This is a genomic window from Jeotgalibaca porci (assembly GCF_011299095.1).
Lineage (GTDB): Bacteria > Bacillota > Bacilli > Lactobacillales > Aerococcaceae > Jeotgalibaca > Jeotgalibaca porci.
This window is the reverse complement of record NZ_CP049889.1, coordinates 601,247-624,442: the sequence shown is the minus strand read 5'-3', so window position 1 is coordinate 624,442 and position 23,196 is coordinate 601,247. Positions and strand designations below refer to the sequence as shown.

Below are 23,196 nucleotides of genomic sequence, written 5' to 3'. Positions count from 1 at the left end.
AGGTTTACAAATACAGAGAACGGTGTTATATTAAATGTATCATTTTGGGAATATATCATTGCCATTTTATATTTAGTCGAAATGATTTTATCCAACGTATTGATTCGCCGTGCCAGCCACCGAGTCTATACGTTTTTTTTATGCTATAATTTGGACAAACAAGGGAGGAATGCAGGATGGTAAATGCCACTTTGAAAGAACAGATTATTGATGCGTGTCAGCAAATCGGGATTGATAAGGTCGGCTTTACGACTGCAGATCCTTTTGATTATATGGAAGAATCCCTTCTTGAACAGAAAGCGAAGGGGCATACGTCCGGATTTGAACATCAAGTCTTGGATGAGCGATTGTATCCGGAACTGGTTTTTGAAGGTGCCAAGTCGATTATTTCGATTGCACTTGCGTATCCTTCCAAACCGCTTGTGAAACCGGAGCGTGAAAAGGGTGTGCGGCGCGGTTCTTTCGCGCGGGCTTCTTGGGGAGTGGACTATCATTTTATTTTACGTGAAAAAATGGATCAGTTGGTTTCATTTATGGCGGAAAAAATGCCGGAAGCGCGCTTTAAGCCGATGGTTGATACAGGAGAACTCATGGACACAGTCGTGGCACAGCGCGCTGGTTTAGGCTTTATTGGTCGAAATGGTCTATTGATTACAGAAGAGTTCGGTACCTACGTATATTTGGGTGAGATTATTACGGATATTGTGCTTGATCCGGATGAACCGGGTGTGTTTGGTTGCGGTGATTGTTACCGCTGTGTGACGGCTTGTCCGACTGGTGCGTTACTGGGGGATGGCCGTTTGAATGCGCAAGTTTGTCTGTCATTTCAAACGCAAACGAAGGGCAATATGCCGTTGGAGTTTCGTCGTAAAATGGGTACCGTTATTTATGGGTGTGACATTTGTCAGCAAGCCTGTCCTTATAATGTGGGAAAAGACTTCCACTTGCATCCAGAAATGGAACCCGAGCCGGGGCGTGAAACACCTGTTTTACAGCCGATGTTGACATTATCTAATAAAGAATTTAAGAGCCAGTTTGGTATTTTGGCAGGTTCGTGGCGCGGAAAGAAACCGTTGCAACGAAATGCAATTATTGCCTTGGCTAATTACCGGGACCGGACGGCGATACCGGAATTGTTGCGGGTGATGGAAACGGACGTGCGGCCGGTTTTAAGAGGAACGGCGGCGTGGGCGATTGGGCAAATTGTACGGGATGTGAATCCAGAACTGCTGGATTTTTTCCAGGAATGTATTGAAAAAGAAGAAGATTTAGAAGCGCGAGCGGAAATGGAAATGGCGCTCGCAAAGCTTGAAGGGGAATGAAAGAATGACTAATCACATCGTATTATTTGAACCACAAATCCCGGCGAACACGGGAAATATTGCACGGACATGTGCGGCGACGAATGCGACGTTGCATTTAATTGAACCGCTTGGATTTTCAACGGATGACAAACAGTTGAAGCGCGCAGGATTGGATTATTGGCATGATGTAACTATTATGAAGCATGCCGATTTGGATGCCTTCATGACTTTCTTGGGTGACCGGAAATTGTATTTGATTTCCAAATTTGCCGAAACTGTTTATTCGGATGCAGACTTTACGGCTGATGAGGATGTTTTCTTCATTTTTGGAAAGGAGACAACGGGCTTACCGGAAGAGTTTATGCGTGAGCACCGGGAGGATTGCTTGCGGATCCCGATGGATGATACGCATGTACGCTCGTTGAATTTGTCGAACACGGCTTGCATGATTGTGTACGAGGCATTACGTCAACAAGGGTTCCCGGACATGGAACGGACACATTTGTACGAAAAAGATAAACTAAAATAATATTTAAAAATGGTTTTCGCTCTTTTTTGCTTATATATAAGTAGAAAGGAGCGATTTTTTTGTCGGACATTTATTTCGTACTAAGAGCGTTAAAGCGTCGTTGGTTATTGTCTCAGGAATTAGAGCTGTATTTGGAAAATTTGGAGCGCGGCTATAAGGGGGAGTCTCGTTTTGCTGTGGATATTTTGGATGGTCTAACGTGCGCACATGTGTTGCTTCGTGATTTGCGTTTGCCGATGGATAATAATCATTTTCAGTTGGATGCCGTTTTATTGTCGGGGAAACAGATGATAATTTTCGAGGTTAAAAATTGGTCGGGATCGTTTGTATATCAGGATGGGCAATTTATGAGTCGGCGATCGGCGAAGCCCTACAAAAACCCGACTGAGCAGTTGGGGCGGTGTGTTTCCAATATGCAGTACTTACTGCGCAAATGGGGCTATGATTTTGAAGTAATAGGACGGGTGGTGTTTATTAATCCGTCATTTTATCTGTATGGTGCCCCGTTGGATCAGCCATTTTTATTTGCGCCCGAGTTAGCGGATTGGGTGAAAGGGTTGAATCGATTCGATGGTTGGGTGAATGAGCGCCATCGTTCATTGGCTGCGTTACTGGTTTCCAAGGATTGCCCGGCGAAAGTGGATTTTGAAATTTTACCAGAGTTTACATTTAATGGTTTGAAAAAAGGGCTGGATTGCTGTACTTGTGGTTCGTTTACGACTAAAGTGGTGGGGCAACGGGTTCGTTGTTTGGATTGTGGTGCGGTTGAGAGGACTGAGGAAGCAATTGTTCGAATGGCTGAGGAGTTAGCGCAGTTGTTTCCAAAAACGAAAATTACGAGTCGGTTGGTCGGGGAGTATTGTGGGGGAAGACTTAGTCGACAGCGGATTAATCGTAGTTTATCGGGAAAATATGAAGGAAGAGGTCGCACAAGAGGAAGACATTTTCAGATTGGAATAAAATGAGCTGAAAAATAGATTGAAACGTTCCAATAACTTTCTATTGGAACGTTTTGACCACAAATAGTGAGACATACGTTCCAATAGATTAACATTGGAACGTTTCAGTATATAAAAACGATTCGAATGTTCCAATCCAAAAGAACCTCACAGCGGCAGTGACCGTTGTGAGGTTCTTTTCATTAAAAACTACTTTTTTCTTGAGAAATCTGGATGTCACGATAAACGGTGATCATATCGGTGTAAATCGACGCATCAATTACTCGCTCATCAACAGGAGCGTAAAGTGATTCTTCATTAGCAGTCACATAGCGCACAATCGTTTTGCGATGCATCGGCACCATGTCGGCAATTTCCTCAAAGTATTGGCGCAAAGTCTGCGACCGTTCAAAAGGCAGGACCTGTGCAAATAACCAAAGAGTCGTCCGATGTGAATCTATGAACGGAACACCCAATAACCAAGTCGCAATCAGAGGATACCATTTGCGGCGCCACACGAATAGAATCCCAACCGCAAATGCAACCAACGCTCCAACAATTCGAGACCAGTTTCGACCGCTGACCTCATTGCCATCATCATCTACATCCGCAATTTCCTGGCTCTCAGAAGGGACAGAACTTTCGTTTTCTACCATATCACTTTCCGACGTCGCCGATTCGACTGGCACCAACGCTTCATCAAAATCACCATCGCTAGTTTCATCTACCTGCTCTGTATCCGTCAGCGGTTGGCGAAATGCCGGCGTCGGCTCAAAGGGAATCCATCCTTCGCCCGGAAAGAAAATCTCGGGCCATGAGTGAGCATTCGCGTTGGTGACGGCATAATACGTTTCACCATCATCGCCAATCGTTGCTGTTCCACTGTTAAATCCTTTTGCCCAACGTGCTGGAATGCCCGACATTCGAGCGAGGATAACCATTGCCGTTGAAAAATTATCACAATACCCGATTCGGGATTCAAATAAAAAATGATCCACATAATCGAAGCCATCCGGAACGGCAGAGGTTTCGCGGAGACTATAGCGAAAGCCCCCATCTGAACGCAAGTATTGCTCGAGCGCTCGAACTTTTTCATACATCGTTCCGTCACCCGCAGTCAGTTCCGCTGCTAAATCCCAAACTCGTTGCGGGACACCTTCTGGAACGTCCAAGTACTCCTCCAATCCAATCGGAGATTCAATCCCAACCGTATTCAATCCGGCGAAGTCAATTTCCTGGTCGATTAAAGTCAGAGTATAAGAACCACCGCCACCTTCTGCATCCGTATTTCGTAATTGCTCTGTCGGCTGTATCAACTCAAAATTCATCTCCGCAAACGTAGCATCCACCAATCCATATGTATATGGGAAATAGGTAAAATTATCTTCGCGCTCTATCACCACATCAACTGTTTCATCGTCTTCTTCCGGCTTAATAAAACTGGGACCAGCGGGAAAGGCAGTAAGTGTTTCCGGGAATTCCCAACCAACTCCGGTATAGACAGTACGTGTTGAGATACGCCAATAATGAGGTGCATCATCATAGGCCGAAAAAACCGGATCAAAATTCTGTTGGACCGGACCACCTAAAACAGAGTCATCCTCGCCATATCCCATGCGTTTCAGCTGTCCGCCCGAATTGTAATAATCGACGAAATCAAACAATCCTGCTTCGTCCAAACGGCGATTGACATTCTTAGCCCGCTGTTCCACCCATTGCTGCTGCGGCACCAGCTGTTCGGTTGCTTTCACAGCAAGCCATGTCAATCCGTAGCCGTACCCCAGAACGACTACGAAAGAAACAAGTGCACGTTTCCATCCCACTTTCAACGAAATATTAGACAATCCATACAAAACAAGACCAATACCTAAAATCTGAACAACCATCATAAAATAATCATATTTTGTAAATACTTGCAAAATCATCAGGTAAATAAGCGCCACTAAAATACCAACAGTCGGACGCGACCAGACAATTAACAAGTAAGCAGAAAGTGCGATTAATACGACAATCAAAATAAAACTGACATTGGTTGGAAAGACACTGCTACCGCCGTTAATGAATTGTTCAAGACTTGCATTAATTTGTGAAAACTCACTGCCAAGCCATCGGATACCCGTTAAGTTACTCGGAAAATAGTAGCGGTAGCACGTAATCATAAAACCTATTTGAATCGGAATCCATACGAACCAGTAGGGTAGCAGGACGGCCAGCACTGCTGTTCCGATCAGATAATAAAAACTTCCCGTTAAATCCGTGAACTCACTTAAAGGCATATACACTTGCAAAACAGGATAGAAGATACCGACAAAACCAACCGCCATCAACAAACGTTTCACGAATTTCATTGGGCTTCACCTGCTTCCGTCACAATGAGAAAGGGTTCCTGCCGGCTGGTTCGCAGCTCTTCTACTAAAGCTTCTTGGGCAAATACAATCGCTTTTCCGTGCTTCAAATCCATTTGCTGCCATTCTGCAAACAAAGCAGCTTTATCTGGATTTGGTTCAATCGTCAAAAATGAATCTCCGCCGATTAAATCCATTCGCACTTCCAGTTGACTTTGCCATTCAATCAACGCACTATACGCCACGGATAATAATTGTTCAAACATCGGCGATTGATAGCCGATAAAAATGAGATGCAAACGGGGTTCGCTCTCTTTTTCATATTCTTTGACCATCAACTTATCACGACGGAAAGAGGCTTTCCAATCGACATTTTTCATCGGGTCCTGAAACATATAATCGCGAATCTGCCTGATTTCTGGCGCATTTACTTTTAAGTAACGACGTATTTCCGGGTGATGTGACAATTTATACAGCGGGACTATTTCCGGATAAATATCTATATCAACTGCTATTTTTCGCTTGGATTGCTGGTGGAAAAAACCAAAAAAGTCGGCACCAACCGTTTCAATCCGCACTGTGTCGTAATGTCCACGTGGTAGTTGCGTTTCTAAATCAAATCGCCAACGCAAAAAAGCAGACATTGCCGTCACTTTATTTTCAACATGGACAGTTAGAGTCGGAATAAGTAACGGCCACAGTGAAAGTAAGCGAACACGTCTTGGTGTAACCGTTATTTGACGCCAAATAACGGCAGTTGAAAGCCACACAACACCGGCTACCAAACTATAAAATAGTAAAACAAACCACGAGAGTGTACCGGGAAATGCCATTGTGTAAATGAACAATCCCACGAAACCAATCACAAAAAGAATGAGTCTGGTCATTTTTTTCAATCGCATACTAAGACCTCCTCATCGGGGGCTGCACTTTCTTTACGATAACAGCGATATACGCATCTTTTTGCTTCGTAGTCAGATTTTCAAAAAAGAGCAAACGGTGTCGGTAAACAGCAGGTAAGACGGCCAAGACATCATCGGGAATGACATAACTGCGTCCTCCCAATAACGCATAAGCTTTAGCCGCCAACAGACAGAACTGATTTCCACGGGGACTAATCCCTAAACGAATGCGTTGATCCTCACGGGTTTGATTTCCGAGGCGCACGATATAGTCCAAAATTGTCTGCTCGACGTGAATGGTTGGAACGAGCTGCTTCAATGCTTCAAACGTTTGGTTGTCTAGAATTGGCTTCACATTTGCTAATGCTTCGCGATTACTCGGCGCCGCCAATAGTAGAACTTCATGCTCCGGGGTTGGGTAACCCAAGGAGAGTTGCATCAAAAAACGATCCAGTTGTGCTTCCGGCAGGGGATACGTTCCCTCATATTCAATCGGATTCTGGGTCGCTAATACAAAAAAAGGATCCGGTAAGTCATAGGTCACACCGTCACTAGTTACTTGGTGTTCGGCCATCGCTTCGAGCATCGCGGCTTGTGTACGCGGTGATGTCCGGTTAATCTCGTCCGCCAGGATGATAGAAGAAAAGAGCGGACCTTTACGAAATTGAAATGTTTCCTTACCTTGTTGTGGCATGGAAAAACCGATGATATCGCTCGGAACCAAGTCTGGTGTAAATTGAATACGGGAAAAGTCCGCACCCAGACAAGTTGCAATGGTCTTCACCAATAATGTTTTACCAACACCGGGAATATCTTCAAAAAGCACATGTCCGCCCGCCAACATGGCAGTAATCGTGAGTTTGGTTATATTTTCTTTTCCGATGATAATAGCGTTCACTTGATCAATTAACTGGTGCACTTTATCGACAGCTTGCAGTTGTTCTGTTGTTAAAGGCATGGTGAACCTCCTTTTATTTAGTATCTTTATATTCATTATACAGGTAGACAGTGAAATCGGATGGCGAAAAGGTTATAATAAGATTAACATTTTCTTAGGAGGTAATTGGAGTATGTCAGAAGAACAAGCAATGCTGGCTTTACAAAACGGGTCTGATATTCGTGGGATTGCAATTGCAACGCCGGAACAAGCAGCAACACTGACTATTGAAAGAACGAAAAAGATTGGGCAAGCGTTCGTTGCCTGGTTACAAAGACGGGTACCTGGTAAAGAATTGAAAATAGCAATCGGAATGGACAGCCGCATTTCCGGTCAAGATTTGAAACAGGCTCTTTTTGACGGGATGGCTCCGGCTGACGTAACGATTATTGACTGTGGAATGGCGACAACGCCAGCAATGTTTATGGCGACTTTATATGATGATTTCTGCGTAGACGGCTCCATAATGATTACAGCGAGTCACTTGCCTTATCAATACAACGGCTTGAAGTTTTTCACAGCTGCGGGTGGGGCAGAGCATGATGATATCGAAGAAATTTTGGCGATGACAAATTTATTAAGAGAAGCATCCGGCAATAAAGCACAGATTGTTGAAAAAGATTTATTGACTGTGTATGCAGCGGATTTGGTTGAGAAAATCCGTGCAGGTATTGATGAAGGTTTCGAACCGTTGAAAGGCCAACACATTGTTGTGGATGCCGGAAATGGGGCAGGCGGCTTTTTCGTGGAGAAAGTTCTGGAGCCACTTGGTGCGACGACAACCGGGAGCCAGTTCTTGGATCCAGACGGTACTTTCCCGAATCATGAGTCAAATCCGGACAATAAAGAAGCGATGCAAGCATTGAAAAATGCGGTGTTGACGAACAAGGCTGATTTAGGCATTATTTTTGATACCGATGTCGATCGTTCCGCTTTAGTTGATGCGAACGGCCAGGCACTGAACCGTAATAACTTAATCGCCCTGATTTCTGCGGTTTTATTAAAAGAAAATCCAGGGGCAACAATTGTAACGAATTCGGCGACATCCCAACACGTTGAAGATTTTATTGTCGGTTTAGGCGGCAAACAAGACCGTTATCTAACCGGCTATCGCAATGTGATTAACCGTGCGATTGAGTTGGATGCAGAATTGGCGATTGAAACAAGTGGACATGCGGCGTTGAAAGAAAACTATTATTTGGATGACGGTGCGTACTTAGTTGCAAAATTGTTGATGGCCAACACAGATTTACCGGCATTGATTAAAGGTTTGAAACAGCCGGAAGAAACAATGGAGTACCGTTTCGTAATTGTGGAAGAGCCGATTCAACAAAACGGCCCAACCGTTATTACTGATTTCAAAGCATACTTAAACAAGCAAGAAGGCATCCGGGTTATTACGGATCATTTGGAAGGGGTACGTGCTGACTTCGATGAAGGTTGGTTCATCGTCCGCATGAGCTTACACGAACCGTTGTTAGTTTGGACTTTAGAGAGTGACAAAGCAGGTGCGCTTGCGCCGCTAGTCGAGCGTTTGATGCCATTCTTCATGGAACAAAATTGCTTGGACCGTCAAAATATCATTAAGAAATAAGGAGGCTGCGATATGGCAACACCGGTAATAACGTTAGCGAACGGGATTGAAATCCCGCAAGTAGGATTGGGTATCTTTTTAATGACCAACGAAAATGAAACGGCGTGGGCCATTCAGCATGCTTTGAAAGTTGGCTACCGCCATTTTGATACGGCGGCTGTTTACGGAAACGAAGCTGTTTTGGGCCGTGCACTTAAAGAAGCAGGTATCGCACGGGAAGATTTATTCCTAACGTCGAAAGTATGGAATGACAAGCAAGGTTACGAAACGACGAAACAGGCTTTCAACGAATCATTGGAGAAATTACAAACGGACTATTTGGATTTGTATTTAATCCACTGGCATGGGCCGAACGTTAAAGAAACTTGGTGTGCGATTGAGGAGTTGTATGCAGAAGGAAAAGTGAAGGCTATCGGTGTTTCCAATTTCTCAATCAACCATTTGGAAGCAATGAAAGCATATGCGACCGTCATGCCGATGATCAACCAAGTTGAAACGCATCCGTATTTCCCACAAGACGAATTACGAGATTATTTGAAAAAAGAGAAGATCCATCACGAATCTTGGGGACCTTTGAGCCAGGGGAAAACCGATTTATTGCTACATCCTATTTTGACAGAAATTGGTAAGAAATACGGCAAAACACCAGCGCAAGTTGTGTTGCGCTGGCATATCGACCGTGGTTCTATCGTGATTCCCAAGTCGGTAAACCCCAATCGTATTCATGAAAACTTCGCTTTATTCGATTTTGCTTTAACAGAAGACGATATGAAAGCAATCGCTAAACTAAATATCGAAACACGTTATGGCCGCGATCCGGAGAACACTGGGTTTGAGTGGTAAAGAGATAAACAAAAAAGGCTGCGCAATGCGCGGCCTTTTTACGTATTTATTCCTCGGTGACACTTTCCAAGAAAATATCAATTGCTTCAATCGAATTTTTCTCTTTTTGAATCACTTTAAAGAGGGTGTTTTTGTAGGTAATCTCTTCGCCGACTTTAATATCGTACTTCTCGTTGAGAATCCAACCACCAATGGTATCGACGGTATCTTCATCTAAATCTAAACCAAAAACATCGTTTACATCATCCGTCAACATCCGTCCGTGTAGACGGTAGTGGTTATTATCAAGTTGGATGAAATCGGGCGTTTCTTCCGATTCATATTCGTCAGAAATGTCCCCGACGATTTCTTCGACGATATCTTCCATTGAAACCAATCCACTTGTCCCACCGTATTCATCCACCAAAATAGCGATTTGATGGCGTTCTTTTTGCATTTTGAATAATAAATCTTTGATTGGCAAGGTTTCAATAACCATAATAACCGGGCGTAAATAGTCCTGTAGATTAAAAGTATCTGTGGTATTTCCTTGGGATGCAGCCACATACGCACCAAATATTTCTTTGGCATTAATCACACCTAAAACGTTGTCTTTATCTCCTTCGACAACGGGGTAACGCGTATATTTCTCTTTTTGAATTAATTTCCCAATATCTTCCAATGTATCATCGGTCCAGACGACAGCCATGTCTGTCCGGGGCACCATAATTTCACGTGCCATTCTTTCGTCGAAATCAAAAACATTTTCCACAAATTGATATTCTTCGTGATTGATTTCGCCAGACTTTAGGCTTTCACTCATAATTAGACGTAATTCTTCTTCGGAAACATTGTCATCAGATTCGGAAAAAGTAGTTAATCCCATCGCTTTTGAAATGCCGTTTGCGGATTTATTTAAAATGAAAACGAATGGATACATCACTTTGTACCACATGTTCAACGGACGGGCGATTTTCAAACCTAATTTCTCTGTTTTGGTAATTGCCAGGTTTTTCGGAACCAATTCACCAATAATAACTTGAATCGCTGTTAAAAGTGAAAAAGAAATAATGAAAGATAGAATCGTTGAGATGTTATCCGAGAGGGTGGTTCGCGAAAATACTGAATCGATAATCCGTTTGAATGTCGGATCCCCTAACCAACCCAAACCAAGGGAAGTGATCGTCACACCCAGTTGGGTAGCGGATAAGTAAGTATCCAACTTATTAGTCATATCTTTCAGTAAAATGGCTTTTTTATTGCCGTTGTCAATCAGATAATCCAGGCGGGATGGTCGAATGCGAACCAGAACAAACTCTGACATCACAAAAAAAGCGGCCACAGCCAAAATAATAAAAAACAATAGTAATCCTGTACTAATATTCATACGTGCCTCCTAATAATCGCTAGTCACAAGAATATTTTTGGCAGACCAATGGATACGACCAAAAGATTTCTTGTGTTGAAACTTTTGGTCTATAGAGAATGGTCTTCTAAACTGCTCTGTCCCAAGGTCTACACCTCTTTCTTAATAAAAAATTTCTACTCAGCATTTAGATCTATGCTAAAATTATAAATCAAATTCCTAATTTTGCAATGTTCAAGGAATAAGACTTAAGGAGGGTTACTAAAAGGCACACTTTTTGGTAAGCTAGCAGTATAGATGAGCTTTATAACTAAAGGAATGATGATAATGAAAGAAGAATGGAAAATAAAACTAAAAAATTGGGGACAACGCCAATCAGTAGTTTTAAAGAATTTTTGGCGGCGTTACCGGATTAATAAACTGGTTATTTTATTGGGACTTGTGATGGTTTTAATCAGCAGCTCTTATTTAGTATTTCTGGCAAAAACGGCAAATGTAGAAAATCTCAAAGCGGGTTTGGCACAAACAACGCTTGTCTACGACCGCTACGGAGAAGAGGCGGGAGAATTATACGCGCAAAAAGGGACGTTTGTTACGATAGAAGAAATCTCTACGAATATTCAGGATGCGGTTATTTCCACAGAGGATAAACGGTTTTATTCGCATAACGGCTTTGACCCAATCGGGATTGGCCGGGCAGCAGTCGGTTATGTGATAAACCGCGGTAATATTGTGGGTGGAGGCTCGACACTGACGCAACAATTAGCGAAAAATGCGTATCTAACCTTGGATCAAACGTTAATTCGAAAAGCCAAAGAATTATTTTTAGCATTGGAAATTGAAAAGCAGTACGAAAAAAATGAAATTCTCGAAATGTATTTAAATAATTCTTACTTCGGTAGCGGGGTATGGGGCGTTGAAGATGCTTCTTGGAAGTATTTCGGCAAACCGGCTTCCGATGTGACGGTGGCAGAAGGAGCTGTATTGGCAGGGATTCTGAAAGCACCATCGAATTACAATCCGATTGACTACTATGAAAATAGTTTAACGCGTCGGGATTTAATTTTACAATTAATGGTAGATAATGGTTTTACGGATCAAGCAACGGCGGATGCTGCGATGGCTGAAGGTATTTATTTGGCAGATTACTACGACAATGCGGATGCGTACAACTATCCTTATTATTTCGATGCGGTTATTGAAGAAGCAATCGAAGAATATGGCATTGATGAAGAAGATTTATTAAACAAAGGGTATAAAATTTACACGGGATTGGACCAACAATACCAACAACAAATGGATTACACGTATGATACGGCTTATTTCGCGGATGCGGCTGACGGCACGCTCATGCAAAGTGCTTCTGTTGCGCTTGATCCACAAACCGGCGATGTGATGGCGATCGTTGGTGGGCGTGGCGAGCATACGTTCCGGGGGTTCAACCGAGCGACGCAAATGCGAGTTCCACCAGCGTCAACGATCAAACCGTTGTCTGTTTATTTACCAGCACTGGAAAATGGCTACAAAGTTGATTCATTAATTATGGATGATGACACGATTGGTTACGGTGAGGCCGACGATTATTTCGTTGCAAACTACAACCATTACAGTGAATACCAAGGGATTCCGATGTATCAGGCGTTAGTGGAAAGTAAGAATACTTCCGCGGCATACTTATTAGATGAAATGGGTATTGAAAAAGGCATACAGCAATTGCGAGAATTTGGATTGAAGGTTCGAGAAGAGGACGAAAAGGAACTAGGGGCTATCGCGCTTGGGGCAATGGATGGTGTGTCACCGCTGCAAATGGCGAGTTCATATGCAGTCTTTGCGAACGGTGGGGTGAAAGCTGAGCCGCGATTTATCACGAAGATTGTCGATGCCACAGACGCTGTTATTGTGGATAACACAGATCCCAATACAAAACGGATTACGTCGAAAGAAACCGCAGATGCAATGACGAGTATGATGATGGGGACGTATGCACCCGGCGGAACTGGCTATGGTGCGGGACCTTATAATGGGATGCTGCTAGCGGGTAAAACGGGTACATCCGAAGGCGAGGGCGGCGATTACGACCGGACCAAATGGATGATTGGTTATACACCGGATATCGCGATTGCAACTTGGATCGGCTTTGACGAGACAGATGCGGAGCATAACTTGAGTAATACGGGAAATATGTTCTATGATTTATTTAGTGCACAAACAGGGAATCTGTTGAGTGTCAGCCCACAGACAGAATTCGTGGTGGCTGGTATTGATGGACAGTCTCAAAATGAGGGCAGCAATTGGGCCGATTCATTGGATGGCATCATGGATGGTCTGAATAAATTCAGTAACCGTGCAGTCGAAGAATCGCGCAAATTCTATGATTGGGCAACTGGCTTCTTTAGATAAAACGAACGTATTTTCGTTTAAAACTTTGCATCTGAGTATATTAATGTTAAAATAAAGTATAGTAAATGACAAAGGAATGAAGACATGAAAAACATTTATGATATTGCATATGAATTAGAATCAAGCCTACGTGAGCAACCAGCTTTCCAAGCGTTGACAGAATCTTACGCTGCAGTTCAGGCAGATGAAGAGTCACGTTCATTGTTCGGTGAGTTCACTGGCATTCAACAACAAATCCAAATGAAACAAATGTCAGGCGAAGGTTTGGATGAAGAGTTCATTCAACAAGCACAAGAAGTTGCAGGACGCGCAGGCGAAAACGAAATGATCCAAAAAATGATGACTGCTGAGCAACAATTAGGAACAGTTATCGAAGATATCAACAAAATCATCGTTCGTCCATTACAAGAAATGTACGCACAAGCACCAGAAACTGAATAACAAACGTTATTAGAATAGCGGGCTTTGTCTTCGAGGTCAAAGTTGGTAGCAAGAAAGCCAGCTGATCCAGAAGACAAGGCTTTTTTTGTTGTTTCACACGAGAAACGCTGACTCAAACGTGATTTATCATTTGAGTAGTCGTTTTTCGTAAGAAGCGCTGACTCAAACGCGATTTGTCATTTGAGTAGTCGTTTTTCGTGAGAAACGCTGACTCAAACGGAATTTGTCATTTGAGTAGTCGTTTTTCGTAAGAAGCGCTGACTCAAACGGAATTTATCATTTGAGTAGTCGTTTTTCGTGAGAAACGCTGACTCAAACGTGATTTGTCATTTGAGTAGTCGTTTTGCGTGAGAAACGCTGACTCAAACCGGATTTGTCATTTGAGTAGTCGTTTTGCGTGAGAAATGCTGACTCAAACCGGATTTGTCATTTGAGTTAGCACCATTCAAAGCAATCAGAGATTGGGGGGAAGATAGTGATTCGTTTTATACATACTGCTGATTTGCATTTGGACAGTCCGTTCAAAGGGCTTAAGCAGTTGCATCCGAAATTATATAATCAGGTTTATCAATCAACGTTCAAATCATTTGAACGTCTCGTGACAATCGCAATTGAGGAGGCGGTTGATTTTATAGTTATTTCCGGAGATATTTATGACGGAGATAATCAAAGTGTGAAGGCACAAGCCTTTTTCCGAGAACAGATGCAACGGTTGGACACAGCGTCTATTCCGGTTTATTTATCTCACGGGAATCATGACTTTATGGATAGTGGGATATCGCGCCTTAAATTGCCGGATAACGTGAAAGTATTCGGTCACGAACCGGAAACTTACTACCACGACACTGTTGCCATAACCGGCTTCAGTTATCCCAAACGTTGGGTCACAGAACGAATGATTGAAAAGTATCCCAAACGTGCCAAAACAGATTTCCATATCGGTCTTTTGCATGGATTCTTAGAGGGTTCAGGAGCGACCGAGGATGTTTACGCGCCCTTTACTATGGGGGATTTACTGGCGAAGCAGTATGATTACTGGGCTTTAGGGCATATCCACAAGCGTCAAATTTTAAATCAACAGCCGCCTATCGTTTACTCGGGTAATACTCAGGGACGTAATCCGAACGAATTGGGCGAAAAAGGAGCTTTTTTGGTCACCTTACAAAAAGGGCTGGATCCAACCTTAACTTTCATTAATACCGCTCCGATATGGTGGATAGAAAAGACGATTTCGCTGGTTGGGATTCAAACTTTGGATGCTCTTTATTCCAAAATTTCCGAAGAAATAATTAAGGCACAAAAGCCTGAGCAAACCATCTTGTTGTCGCTCATTTTAGATGACCGCGAAGAATTGTCCGATGATGCGTTGGAGCGCATTCACAACGGTGACCTTATAGCCGGTATTTCGCAGTCAGAAGCGGTTTATCTTTACCGAATCACTTTGGCACCTAAAACAGAACGTCTGGTATTTTCCGCGGATGATCGCATGCAACAGAGTTTCAATCGCAGTAAGGACCATCTTTCCGCCGTTGAAACGTACCGTGATGTTCTCACGGATTTGTTCAAGCACCCAACTGTTCGGACACGCTTCGCTGATTTCGAGCAGGACACCGAGCTAAGAGAAAAAATATTACAAGAAGCAGAGGAATTACTCCTCGAAGATATTGTTTTTGAGGAGGGAGAAACAACTCGTGAAGATTGAAAAAATCGAAATCTACGGCTATGGGAAATGGACCCAGACAACCTTTAGTAACCTGCAAGACCTTCACCTTTTTCTGGGAAATAACGAGGCCGGTAAGAGCACCATTGCTTCTTTCATCCATACGATTTTCTTTGGTTTTCCCTCCCGTCGGAAAAAAGATACGAACACGTATGAACCGAAAATGGGCGAACGTTATGGGGGTCGTCTAACCTTATCTGGTACCCGTTACGGAACAGTCACAATTGAGCGTGTCAAAAATCGTGACCGTGATAAAGCCACGTTGATGCATCAAAATGGCGTACAGGAAATCGTCGAGAATTTGCCCCGTTATTTGTTAGGCGTCGATAGCGCCACATATGATGATTTATATACCTTTCAAGTGGATCGTCTATTAAATTTACGTCATGTTAAAAAAGAAGAATTAAACCGTTATTTAATGGGGATTGGTGCTACAGGAAGTGAATTATTCCTTAATTTAGCGGATGGCTATCGTAAAGAGGCACAAAAAACGTTTAAACCTTCGGGTAAAAATCCCGAGTTAAACAAAAAATTGGCTGAGACTGAAAAGCTGTGGGAGCAACTACAAGTGGCGAAACGCAACAACAATAATTATCAGACGTTATTATTGAAGTTGGAAGCCATTCAAGAAGAATTAGAGCAGGGAAGCACCCAACTTACCGTTTTAGAAAAAGAAAATCAGGCGCTAAGCGAAGCCATTCGTCTCGGAGATTATTATCAGGAATGGCGCGCACTTTCTGAAAAGATTGAATCCGTAAATACACGTTTTCTTCCGCCAGACGCTGCCAAACGTTGGGAACGTCTGCAAGTTAGTTTAACCGATTATTTGAACCGTTTATCGGCTGTAAATGTGCACGTGCAAAATGAACAGAAAATTTATAACGCATTTGAAAATAATAATTGGTACACAGAACACCGTTCCAAATGGCAGGCACTGCAGGACGATTACGGGAAGACGCAAGATTTATTTACCGAGGCACATACCTTGACGAACCAAATGAATCAAGAAGAAGCCGCATTGGTAATGTACAAGCGGCAATATGGATTTGGCGATGATATGGTACAACTAAATCCGGAAAATGAAGCGACTATTCAGGCGTTGTTGGCAGAAGAAGAGAAATTACAAAATCAGATGGCGCTAGTTAAGCAACGAATTGCTACTTGTTATACCGAGCTAGATTCTTTAGAAAAGCGCTTAAAAGATAGTGAGTTGCAACAACAAGCCAGCACTCAATCACCAACATCATCCGCAAATAAAATGCGGATTGTTTGGTGGGGAATCGCCGCAGTGGCAATCGTAGCGGCGGTTGTGCTACCTGAATTCCGTATTTATGCAGCGATTGCAGCCTTAGCTGCCATTGGATTATCCTTTATGAAACCAAAAGCACCGGCACAAACAGAGGCTTATATTGCAGAACAGACACGGGCAAGTCGTTTACGTGACTTACGCGAAGATGAAGAAGCCGTGCAAGAACGTCTCCTTCAGTTTTTAAACGAACAGGAAAGTTTGGAACTGGCGTTGGAACAGGAACAAGAGAAACAACAAAAGTGGTTGGTAACAGCAAACTATCCGCTGACATTTTCATTGCAGCGGGTCTTGGATGAAAATCCTGCTGCCCATATCACCACGTTACAAACTGCACTTAAGGAAACCGCAACGCGTTTGGACAGTGTGGAATTGCAATTAACCGATTGGGAAACCCGAACCGCATTCATTCGAGAATATTTCCAATTTAATCACTTGGAGCCAAAGACCTTTTTCGAACGTTTCCCAGAGCTTCACCGTCAACTAGAAGTGGAACAGGCGCAAGCGAAAAATAGTGCGGATAAAATTGCTGATTTCAAAGCGGAGCGCAAAGAGCTTCAAAAACGCTTGGACGAGACGAATGCAAAACGGCAAGAAATGCTCGATGGCGCAAATGTAACCAGCGAAACTGAATTTTATGAATTGATTCAAGCCAAAGAGAACCAAACGAAGCAACAGCAACGTCGTGATTTCTTGGCAGAGCAATTAGCCGGGAAAGAGACATTGTTGGAACAGTATCCTGATAAAGACAAAGCTGAAAATAAACGTACTCAGAATCAACTGAAAATGAATCGTTTTTCTGAAAAGCGGATCGCGCTTCAAGAAGAAGAGGTCGCATTGCGACATGACATCAGTATTTTGGAAGATGGCGGTACGTACAGCAGCCTCTTGCAAGATTACGCCATTTTAGAAACAGAAGTGCGCGAATTAATGGTCGAGTGGGGCAAGAAAGTTATCGCAGCGGAATGGCTGGAAGAAACTTTGCGTCATGGAAAAGAAGACCGTCTCCCACATATTTTAACGGATATGCGAACGTACTTTGAACGCTTGACGGATGGGAAATATACGCAAATTATTTTTCAGAAATCAGGGTTAAAGATTCGTCAAAATGATGGGACTGTGTTTGAGCCGTTTGAACTTTCTCAAGGAACGATCGAACAACTGTATATTGCGATGCGTTTTGCATTTATTAAGAATACGGCTGACATTGCAAACATGCCGATTCTCGTAGATGACGGTTTTGTGAACTTTGATAATACCCGTAAAGAGGTCGTTTATGAGTTGTTGCGTGAACTGAGTGCGACTGCGCAAATTTTCTTTTTTACATTTGATCGCACGGTTGTACAAAAGTTTTCAGAAGAACAAATCAGTGTGCTAAACTAAATAGGAGTAGAAGAGAGGAGCGGTAGTGTGACTAAGAAAATATATGAATTTGAAATTGATGAGGCATTAGAGCTTTTCGCATTGATTAAGAGTGCGGATGTTCGAAAGGCGAAGAATAATAAGCCGTTTATTGCGTTCACATTTCAAGATAAAAGTGGACAGATTGACGGAAAGTTTTGGGATGCCAAAGATGAAGATATTGCCCGTTTCCAAGCAGGAACCGTTGTTCAAGTAACAGGGAAGCGCGAAATGTATCAAAATAATCCGCAACTAAGAATTACGAAGTTACGTCCGATTACAGACAGTGAACCTTATACACCGGAAATGTTTATGGAGCGTGCACCTATGCGGACGGAGGATATGGTTGAGGAAATCAACCAGACCTTATTTGAAATTACGAGTGCACCAGTGAATCGGATTGTGCGTCATATTTTGAATAAATATCACAAAGCATTCTTTGAATTTCCAGCAGCGAAACGCCATCACCATGCATTTCCTGGGGGATTGAGCTTCCATACGGTTTCGATTCTTCGTTTGGCAAAAGCAGTTGCTAAGAATTATCCAACTGTGAATCACTCATTGTTGTTCGGTGGCGTTATTTTACACGACATTGGTAAAACAATTGAGTTATCCGGCAGCATGTCTACCGAATACACGTTAAAAGGGAATTTAATCGGCCATATCGTTTTGATGGATGAAGAAATTACGAAAGCGTGTGAGGCGTTGAAAATTAACGAGGATAATGAAGATGTTATTCTATTGAAACACGTTGTGCTAGCGCATCATGGGAAGTTGGAATACGGTTCACCGGTCGTTCCCCATCTCTTAGAGGCAGAAATCATTCATCATTTGGATATGTTAGATGCCTCCATCAATATGATCGATACAGCCTTGGCACGTACAACTGAGGGAACATTCAGTGAGCGCATTTTCGGATTAGAAAATCGTTCATTCTACAAACCGCACTCACATACAAAACCAGAAGTTGAATAGAAGTGAGACTCTCCTTGGATTAAATCTGAGGAGAGTTTTTTTGTCGAAAATGAATTCGGACTTTTCAATCAGAATTCAATCCCATTAAGTCCGAATCCCACACAAAATAAAAAAACCGAGGAAAAATCCCCGGTTTTCATCACTATTATTCAGCTGATTCTTCAGTTTCAGACTCTTCAGTAGCTGATTCTGTTTCTTCGACTTCTTCAGTCTTCTTGTAAGAATCTAGAGCGCCTTTCAAATCTTCATCTTTAATTTTAACATCAGATTCTTCAACCAATGACACCATTACTTCTTGTAATTTCGTGTAATCAGCCAATTTTTCTTCCATCATTTTTTCTTTTACAGCTTCAGCGTCAAATGCTTCTTTTTCATCTGTAGCCGTACGTTTGATAATGTGGAAACCATATTGTGATTGAACAGGTTCTTTCGAATATTCGCCATCTTTCAATGCAAAAACAGCATCTTCAAATTCCGCTACCATTCGACCGCGACCAAATGAACCCAGTTCGCCACCATTTTCAGCAGATGAATCAGATGAATGTTCTTTCGCTAGTTCAGCAAAATCAGCACCTTCGTCCAATTGTTTGATTAAATCTTTTGCCAACTCTTCGTCATCAACTAAAATATGTGACGCTTGAAGATTTGGTTCGATTGCATCGTAGTAAGCTTGTACTTCTTCATCTGTGAATTCCGTACGGCTTTTCACAACGTCAACCAACAATTTGTTCATGTAAAGTTGGTCCGTGTAGTCTTTAACTGAAGAAAATCCTGATTGACTCAAGATATACATAAATTGTTCTTCGCCGCCGTAGTTTGCCATTGTTGTCCGCGCTTCAGCATCTGCTTCTTTCGCGAAATCATTTTTGCCAACTTCGTCTTCTAGCAAATCAACGATAATAAGACGTTGTAATGTTTCTTCACCAACATAGTCTTTCATTGCTGCATATAATTCATCTTTCGTTACATCTCCGCCAGTCGAAGTTGCAACCGTTTCACTATTGTCCGCACATCCAGCCAAAGTAGCTGCTGCTGCGAATGTCAAAGCTGATAGAGCCCATTTTTTCATACGTTTCTACACTTCCATTTCTTTATAAAATAACCTTTTTAACTATATCACAAACCCTATTCATTTGGTGTAAATTCAAAGATTCTTCATACATTTTTTACAAAATAAACTAAAAAAGCGAGGCAGGGGATGACCCCTACCTCGCTTCTGATTACAAATTAAACATTGGGCATTTCGTATTTAGCAGCTTCTTCTTCAATCGTTTCGGTTAATTCCGTCAGACGATCACTCACACGACGAATCCGAGGTTGGTTTTTAGCGGCGAAATCTTCAACGGATGCAGTAATTTCCTGCGTCGCGGTATTTACAACTCCTAAACCTTCAGTAGCTAAACGATTAATAGAATCTTTCAAACGACTTAAGTCTGCATTCAATTCGTCCATTGATTCTGCATTATCTTGCATATATGCCTGTAGTCGGATACGATTTTCCTGACCACTGCGCGGTGTATTTAATAAAGTAACCAAACCACCTACAACTGCTCCAAATAGTAAACCTTGAGTGAAATCTTTCATTATGCTTCCTCCAATTCTGATTGAATTGCCTCCGCAACGGTTGTGAAATTTTCAGGCGTATAGTCCTCACCATGAGTTTCCCATTTCAAACCGAATCCGTCAATTGATGTGTCTTCGTAGCGGGGAATTAAATGTATATGTGAGTGAAAAACAGTTTGGTGTGCGAATTCACCATTGTTATTTAAAATATTCATCCCTTTAATTGCCGGGTCATGTGCTTTGACAGCACGGGCGATTTGGGGAACTTTAGCAAAAACCTTTGTTGCTAATTCTTCGTCATATTCAAAGATATCTGCAACATGTTTCTTGGGAATAACCAAAGTATGTCCTTTGGTTACTTGGGAAATATCCAAATAGGCCAATACATCTTCGTCTTCATAAACCGTGTAATTTGGAATTTCGTGGTTAATGATTTTGCAAAAAATACAATTTGTCATTACGGATCCCTCTTTCGTCGATTTGTATTTACTTTACCACACTGAAATAGCCTATGCTATAATGTAACCAGAAAAAATGATGAAGAGGTAGCGGACCATGACACTGGAAATAAAAGATATAACAGGTGGCTATTCAGCTGTTCCTGTATTAAATAATGTTTCATTTTCTGTTAAAAAGGGTGAACTGACGGGCTTAATCGGATTAAATGGTGCAGGGAAAAGTACGACAATCAAACATATCATTGGTTTGATGCAACCTTTTTCGGGGACAATTTCGATTAATGGCCAAATGATCAAACAAAATCCAAAGGCTTATCGCCAAGCATTTGCGTTTGTGCCGGAAACACCTGTGTTATATGAAGAATTAACCTTAAAAGAACATATTGAATTAACAGCACTTGCGTATGGTTTGGAGAAGGAAGAGGCTATGAAACGTGCTCTGCGCTATGTCAAAGCTTTTCGTCTGGAAGAAAAGCTGGAGTGGTTTCCGGCTTATTTCTCAAAAGGGATGAAACAGAAAGTGATGCTCGTCTGTGCGTTTATGGTAGATGTGCCGCTTTACGTGATTGATGAACCCTTCTTAGGCTTGGATCCATTGGGTATTCATACTTTCCGGGAAATTGTGAGTGAAAAGAAAAAGCAAGGTGCGGCTATTTTGATGTCCACACATGTGTTGAGTGCGGCCGAAAAGGATTGTGATAATTTCGTCGTGCTTCACAACGGCCAAATTTCGCACAGTGGGACGTTAGCTAATATGCAAGAAGCATTAGCTATGCCGGGCGCAAGTTTGGATGATTTATATTTCCGTCTGACGGAAGAAGTGATAACACTATGACGTTAGAATCTGTTTTAGCGAAGCGCCGTGCGACGTATCAAAAACGATTAAGTAAGTATGTTAAATATGTCATGAATGATCACTTCGTCATTGCTATGTTATTCCTTATTGGCGCAGTAGCGTTTCAATATTCTAATTTTATCAAAGCCTTACCGACTGATTTTATTTGGGGCAAGCTGGCGGCATCTTTCCTGCTAGCTGGCGTTGTCTTCTTCGGGAAAATTGCGACCATGGCTTCAGCAGCCGACCAAGTATTTTTGGTTACTGAAGAAGAGGGCTGGCAACAAGTCATTAAGGATGCGAAGAAGCGCAGTATGGTTCTACCGGGACTTTTACTTTTATTCCTAGTTGCAGTAGCAATGCCGGTTGTGTATGTCGGCCAAACTTTTTCCGGAGCGGACATCGCAGTTTTATTTATCATCGGCTTAGTCTTGAAATGGGCGCACTTGGGATTGGAAGAGGCCGCATTGCGATTCGGAACAAGAGGAAAGGTTAAACATTTGAAATGGTATTTGTTTGGTGTAGGTGTGATGAGTTTCTTGGGAGCATTCTTTGTGCATCCATTGGTGGGACTGACAATCGCTGGTATCATGGGTGTTGTGTTCGAAAACCAATTAAGGAGTATGCGCACGCAGCTCATCGACTGGGAAACATTAGTGACCACGGAAGAAGAACGCATGGTAAAAATAAATCGGTTTATTAATCTCTTTATTGATACCCCAACCGGAAAAGAAAAGGCAAAACGTCGGAGTTATTTAGATTTTTGCGTCCCTTTTCTTTCCGGTAAAGACAATCCGTACCAGTTTTTATTTGTACGCAGTTTCTTACGAGGCACGAGCTATTTTGGTTTGTTTGGCCGTTTAACCGCCATTGGTGCAGTGGTGTTATCTCTGTCAGAGATTGTAGTATTTAATTTAGCATTAGGCGTTTTATTACTATATGTGACTGGCTTCCAATTACTTCCGCTATACAAAGAAGTGACGGAAAATGTGATGGTGCGCTTATATCCACAGGCGGAAGAAGCGAAGTTTGTCGGTTTTTCTCAGCTGTTGCAACGTACTCTGTTTATTCAAGCGATTATCTTTTCGCTTGCGACCTTAATAGGAACGGATCCTGTGTCTGGCTTAATGGCTACGGTTATAAACAGCGTGTTTGTTATCTTTTTTGTAAAAGGTTATGCACGAAAACGTTTGGCTAAACACCGTCCTAACTGAGTTTAGCTGTTGATGCTGTAGATTTACCTTGACGGAAGTAGAAAATGACCCTAAAATAACAGTAGTGTTTTCAGAATAGGTAAATTCTGGACAGTGGACGATTGAAAATTCAAATGAAGCATTTAGAGAATCATGAAGCCGAGTGA

At 42.3% G+C, this 23,196-nt stretch carries 19 protein-coding genes; 12 read left to right on the top strand and 7 right to left on the bottom strand.

The annotated features are described in order from the left end of the window. The first annotated feature begins 176 nt into the window (after nucleotides 1–176). The 3 genes from queG to G7058_RS03210 are packed head-to-tail and all read left to right on the top strand — an operon-like array spanning nucleotide 177 to nucleotide 2,798. Complete coding sequence (gene queG / locus G7058_RS03220; RefSeq protein ID WP_166062210.1) at nucleotides 177–1,322, top strand: tRNA epoxyqueuosine(34) reductase QueG; 1,146 nt, start codon at nucleotides 177–179, stop codon at nucleotides 1,320–1,322. Between the two features lie 4 nt (nucleotides 1,323–1,326). Next, a complete protein-coding gene (gene trmL / locus G7058_RS03215; RefSeq protein WP_166062209.1) occupies nucleotides 1,327–1,833 on the top strand; it encodes a tRNA (uridine(34)/cytosine(34)/5-carboxymethylaminomethyluridine(34)-2'-O)-methyltransferase TrmL in 507 nt (168 codons plus the stop codon). 59 nt (nucleotides 1,834–1,892) lie between these two features. Beyond that, complete coding sequence (locus G7058_RS03210; protein WP_166062208.1) at nucleotides 1,893–2,798, top strand: nuclease-related domain-containing protein; 906 nt, start codon at nucleotides 1,893–1,895, stop codon at nucleotides 2,796–2,798. 176 nt (nucleotides 2,799–2,974) lie between these two features. Here the strand turns inward: G7058_RS03210 and G7058_RS03205 are convergent, their stop codons facing one another. The 3 genes from G7058_RS03205 to G7058_RS03195 are packed head-to-tail and all read right to left on the bottom strand — an operon-like array spanning nucleotide 2,975 to nucleotide 6,976. Then, a complete protein-coding gene (locus G7058_RS03205) occupies nucleotides 2,975–5,119 on the bottom strand; it encodes a transglutaminase-like domain-containing protein (RefSeq protein ID WP_166062207.1) in 2,145 nt (714 codons plus the stop codon). Further along, nucleotides 5,116–6,018: a DUF58 domain-containing protein gene (locus G7058_RS03200; protein WP_166062206.1), complete on the bottom strand. Its 903-nt coding sequence runs from the start codon at nucleotides 6,016–6,018 to the stop codon at nucleotides 5,116–5,118. Before G7058_RS03200 ends, G7058_RS03205 begins: the two co-directional genes overlap by 4 nt. 1 nt (nucleotide 6,019) lies before the next feature. Further along, complete coding sequence (locus tag G7058_RS03195) at nucleotides 6,020–6,976, bottom strand: AAA family ATPase (RefSeq protein WP_166062205.1); 957 nt, start codon at nucleotides 6,974–6,976, stop codon at nucleotides 6,020–6,022. 112 nt (nucleotides 6,977–7,088) lie between these two features. Between G7058_RS03195 and G7058_RS03190 the strand changes: the two genes are divergently transcribed. Continuing rightward, nucleotides 7,089–8,549, top strand: coding sequence for a phosphohexomutase domain-containing protein (locus tag G7058_RS03190; RefSeq protein ID WP_166062204.1), 1,461 nt, complete (start codon nucleotides 7,089–7,091; stop codon nucleotides 8,547–8,549). Between the two features lie 12 nt (nucleotides 8,550–8,561). Further along, nucleotides 8,562–9,392, top strand: coding sequence for an aldo/keto reductase (locus G7058_RS03185; protein WP_166062203.1), 831 nt, complete (start codon nucleotides 8,562–8,564; stop codon nucleotides 9,390–9,392). Nucleotides 9,393–9,438: 46 nt separating this feature from the next. On the opposite strand, the gene G7058_RS03180 is transcribed toward G7058_RS03185, so the two are convergent. Beyond that, nucleotides 9,439–10,758, bottom strand: coding sequence for a hemolysin family protein (locus G7058_RS03180; protein ID WP_166062202.1), 1,320 nt, complete (start codon nucleotides 10,756–10,758; stop codon nucleotides 9,439–9,441). 306 nt (nucleotides 10,759–11,064) lie between these two features. Here G7058_RS03180 and G7058_RS03175 point away from each other — a divergent pair, with 306 nt between their 5' ends. The 5 genes from G7058_RS03175 (at nucleotide 11,065) to G7058_RS03155 (ending at nucleotide 18,980) form a co-directional block, all read left to right on the top strand. Beyond that, complete coding sequence (locus G7058_RS03175) at nucleotides 11,065–13,137, top strand: PBP1A family penicillin-binding protein (RefSeq protein ID WP_227004484.1); 2,073 nt, start codon at nucleotides 11,065–11,067, stop codon at nucleotides 13,135–13,137. An 84-nt stretch (nucleotides 13,138–13,221) separates the two neighbouring features. Continuing rightward, the gene (locus G7058_RS03170; RefSeq protein WP_166062200.1) at nucleotides 13,222–13,578 is read left to right on the top strand and encodes a YlbF family regulator; all 357 of its coding nucleotides are present in this window, start codon (nucleotides 13,222–13,224) and stop codon (nucleotides 13,576–13,578) included. Between the two features lie 475 nt (nucleotides 13,579–14,053). Next, the gene (locus tag G7058_RS03165) at nucleotides 14,054–15,280 is read left to right on the top strand and encodes a metallophosphoesterase family protein (protein ID WP_166062199.1); all 1,227 of its coding nucleotides are present in this window, start codon (nucleotides 14,054–14,056) and stop codon (nucleotides 15,278–15,280) included. Further along, nucleotides 15,270–17,987 carry an ATP-binding protein gene (locus G7058_RS03160; RefSeq protein WP_166062198.1) on the top strand — a complete coding sequence of 906 codons (2,718 nt, stop codon included), beginning with the start codon at nucleotides 15,270–15,272 and terminating at the stop codon, nucleotides 17,985–17,987. Before G7058_RS03165 ends, G7058_RS03160 begins: the two co-directional genes overlap by 11 nt. 27 nt (nucleotides 17,988–18,014) lie before the next feature. Further along, nucleotides 18,015–18,980 carry a 3'-5' exoribonuclease YhaM family protein gene (locus G7058_RS03155; protein WP_166062196.1) on the top strand — a complete coding sequence of 322 codons (966 nt, stop codon included), beginning with the start codon at nucleotides 18,015–18,017 and terminating at the stop codon, nucleotides 18,978–18,980. Nucleotides 18,981–19,125: 145 nt separating this feature from the next. Here the strand turns inward: G7058_RS03155 and G7058_RS03150 are convergent, their stop codons facing one another. The 3 genes from G7058_RS03150 to G7058_RS03140 all read right to left on the bottom strand — a co-directional run bounded on the left by G7058_RS03150 (nucleotide 19,126) and on the right by G7058_RS03140 (nucleotide 21,001). Further along, entirely contained in the window at nucleotides 19,126–20,049 is a 924-nt protein-coding gene (locus G7058_RS03150) for a peptidylprolyl isomerase (RefSeq protein WP_166062195.1), read from the bottom strand. Nucleotides 20,050–20,207: 158 nt separating this feature from the next. Further along, a complete protein-coding gene (locus G7058_RS03145) occupies nucleotides 20,208–20,564 on the bottom strand; it encodes a YtxH domain-containing protein (RefSeq protein WP_166062194.1) in 357 nt (118 codons plus the stop codon). Continuing rightward, on the bottom strand, nucleotides 20,564–21,001 hold the full coding sequence (locus tag G7058_RS03140; protein WP_166062193.1) for an HIT family protein: 438 nt from the start codon (nucleotides 20,999–21,001) through the stop codon (nucleotides 20,564–20,566). The genes G7058_RS03145 and G7058_RS03140 overlap by 1 nt, the downstream gene beginning before the upstream one ends. Before the next feature lie 97 nt (nucleotides 21,002–21,098). Between G7058_RS03140 and G7058_RS03135 the strand changes: the two genes are divergently transcribed. After that, the gene (locus G7058_RS03135; RefSeq protein ID WP_166062192.1) at nucleotides 21,099–21,836 is read left to right on the top strand and encodes an ABC transporter ATP-binding protein; all 738 of its coding nucleotides are present in this window, start codon (nucleotides 21,099–21,101) and stop codon (nucleotides 21,834–21,836) included. Further along, the gene (locus tag G7058_RS03130) at nucleotides 21,833–23,050 is read left to right on the top strand and encodes an ABC transporter permease (RefSeq protein ID WP_166062191.1); all 1,218 of its coding nucleotides are present in this window, start codon (nucleotides 21,833–21,835) and stop codon (nucleotides 23,048–23,050) included. Before G7058_RS03135 ends, G7058_RS03130 begins: the two co-directional genes overlap by 4 nt. Nucleotides 23,051–23,196 lie beyond the last annotated feature (146 nt).

Excerpts from the sequence above, each read along its gene's own strand:
- G7058_RS03150 (WP_166062195.1), bottom strand. The coding sequence starts at position 20,049 with ATGAAAAAATGGGCTCTATCAGCTTTGACATTCGCAGCAGCAGCTACT.
- G7058_RS03135 (WP_166062192.1), top strand. The coding sequence starts at position 21,099 with ATGACACTGGAAATAAAAGATATAACAGGTGGCTATTCAGCTGTTCCT.
- G7058_RS03145 (WP_166062194.1), bottom strand. The coding sequence starts at position 20,564 with ATGAAAGATTTCACTCAAGGTTTACTATTTGGAGCAGTTGTAGGTGGT.
- G7058_RS03140 (WP_166062193.1), bottom strand. The coding sequence starts at position 21,001 with ATGACAAATTGTATTTTTTGCAAAATCATTAACCACGAAATTCCAAAT.
- G7058_RS03175 (WP_227004484.1), top strand. The coding sequence starts at position 11,065 with ATGAAAGAAGAATGGAAAATAAAACTAAAAAATTGGGGACAACGCCAA.
- trmL (WP_166062209.1), top strand. The coding sequence starts at position 1,327 with ATGACTAATCACATCGTATTATTTGAACCACAAATCCCGGCGAACACG.
- G7058_RS03170 (WP_166062200.1), top strand. The coding sequence starts at position 13,222 with ATGAAAAACATTTATGATATTGCATATGAATTAGAATCAAGCCTACGT.
- G7058_RS03185 (WP_166062203.1), top strand. The coding sequence starts at position 8,562 with ATGGCAACACCGGTAATAACGTTAGCGAACGGGATTGAAATCCCGCAA.
- G7058_RS03190 (WP_166062204.1), top strand. The coding sequence starts at position 7,089 with ATGTCAGAAGAACAAGCAATGCTGGCTTTACAAAACGGGTCTGATATT.
- G7058_RS03200 (WP_166062206.1), bottom strand. The coding sequence starts at position 6,018 with ATGCGATTGAAAAAAATGACCAGACTCATTCTTTTTGTGATTGGTTTC.
- queG (WP_166062210.1), top strand. The coding sequence starts at position 177 with ATGGTAAATGCCACTTTGAAAGAACAGATTATTGATGCGTGTCAGCAA.
- G7058_RS03130 (WP_166062191.1), top strand. The coding sequence starts at position 21,833 with ATGACGTTAGAATCTGTTTTAGCGAAGCGCCGTGCGACGTATCAAAAA.
- G7058_RS03180 (WP_166062202.1), bottom strand. The coding sequence starts at position 10,758 with ATGAATATTAGTACAGGATTACTATTGTTTTTTATTATTTTGGCTGTG.
- G7058_RS03205 (WP_166062207.1), bottom strand. The coding sequence starts at position 5,119 with ATGAAATTCGTGAAACGTTTGTTGATGGCGGTTGGTTTTGTCGGTATC.
- G7058_RS03195 (WP_166062205.1), bottom strand. The coding sequence starts at position 6,976 with ATGCCTTTAACAACAGAACAACTGCAAGCTGTCGATAAAGTGCACCAG.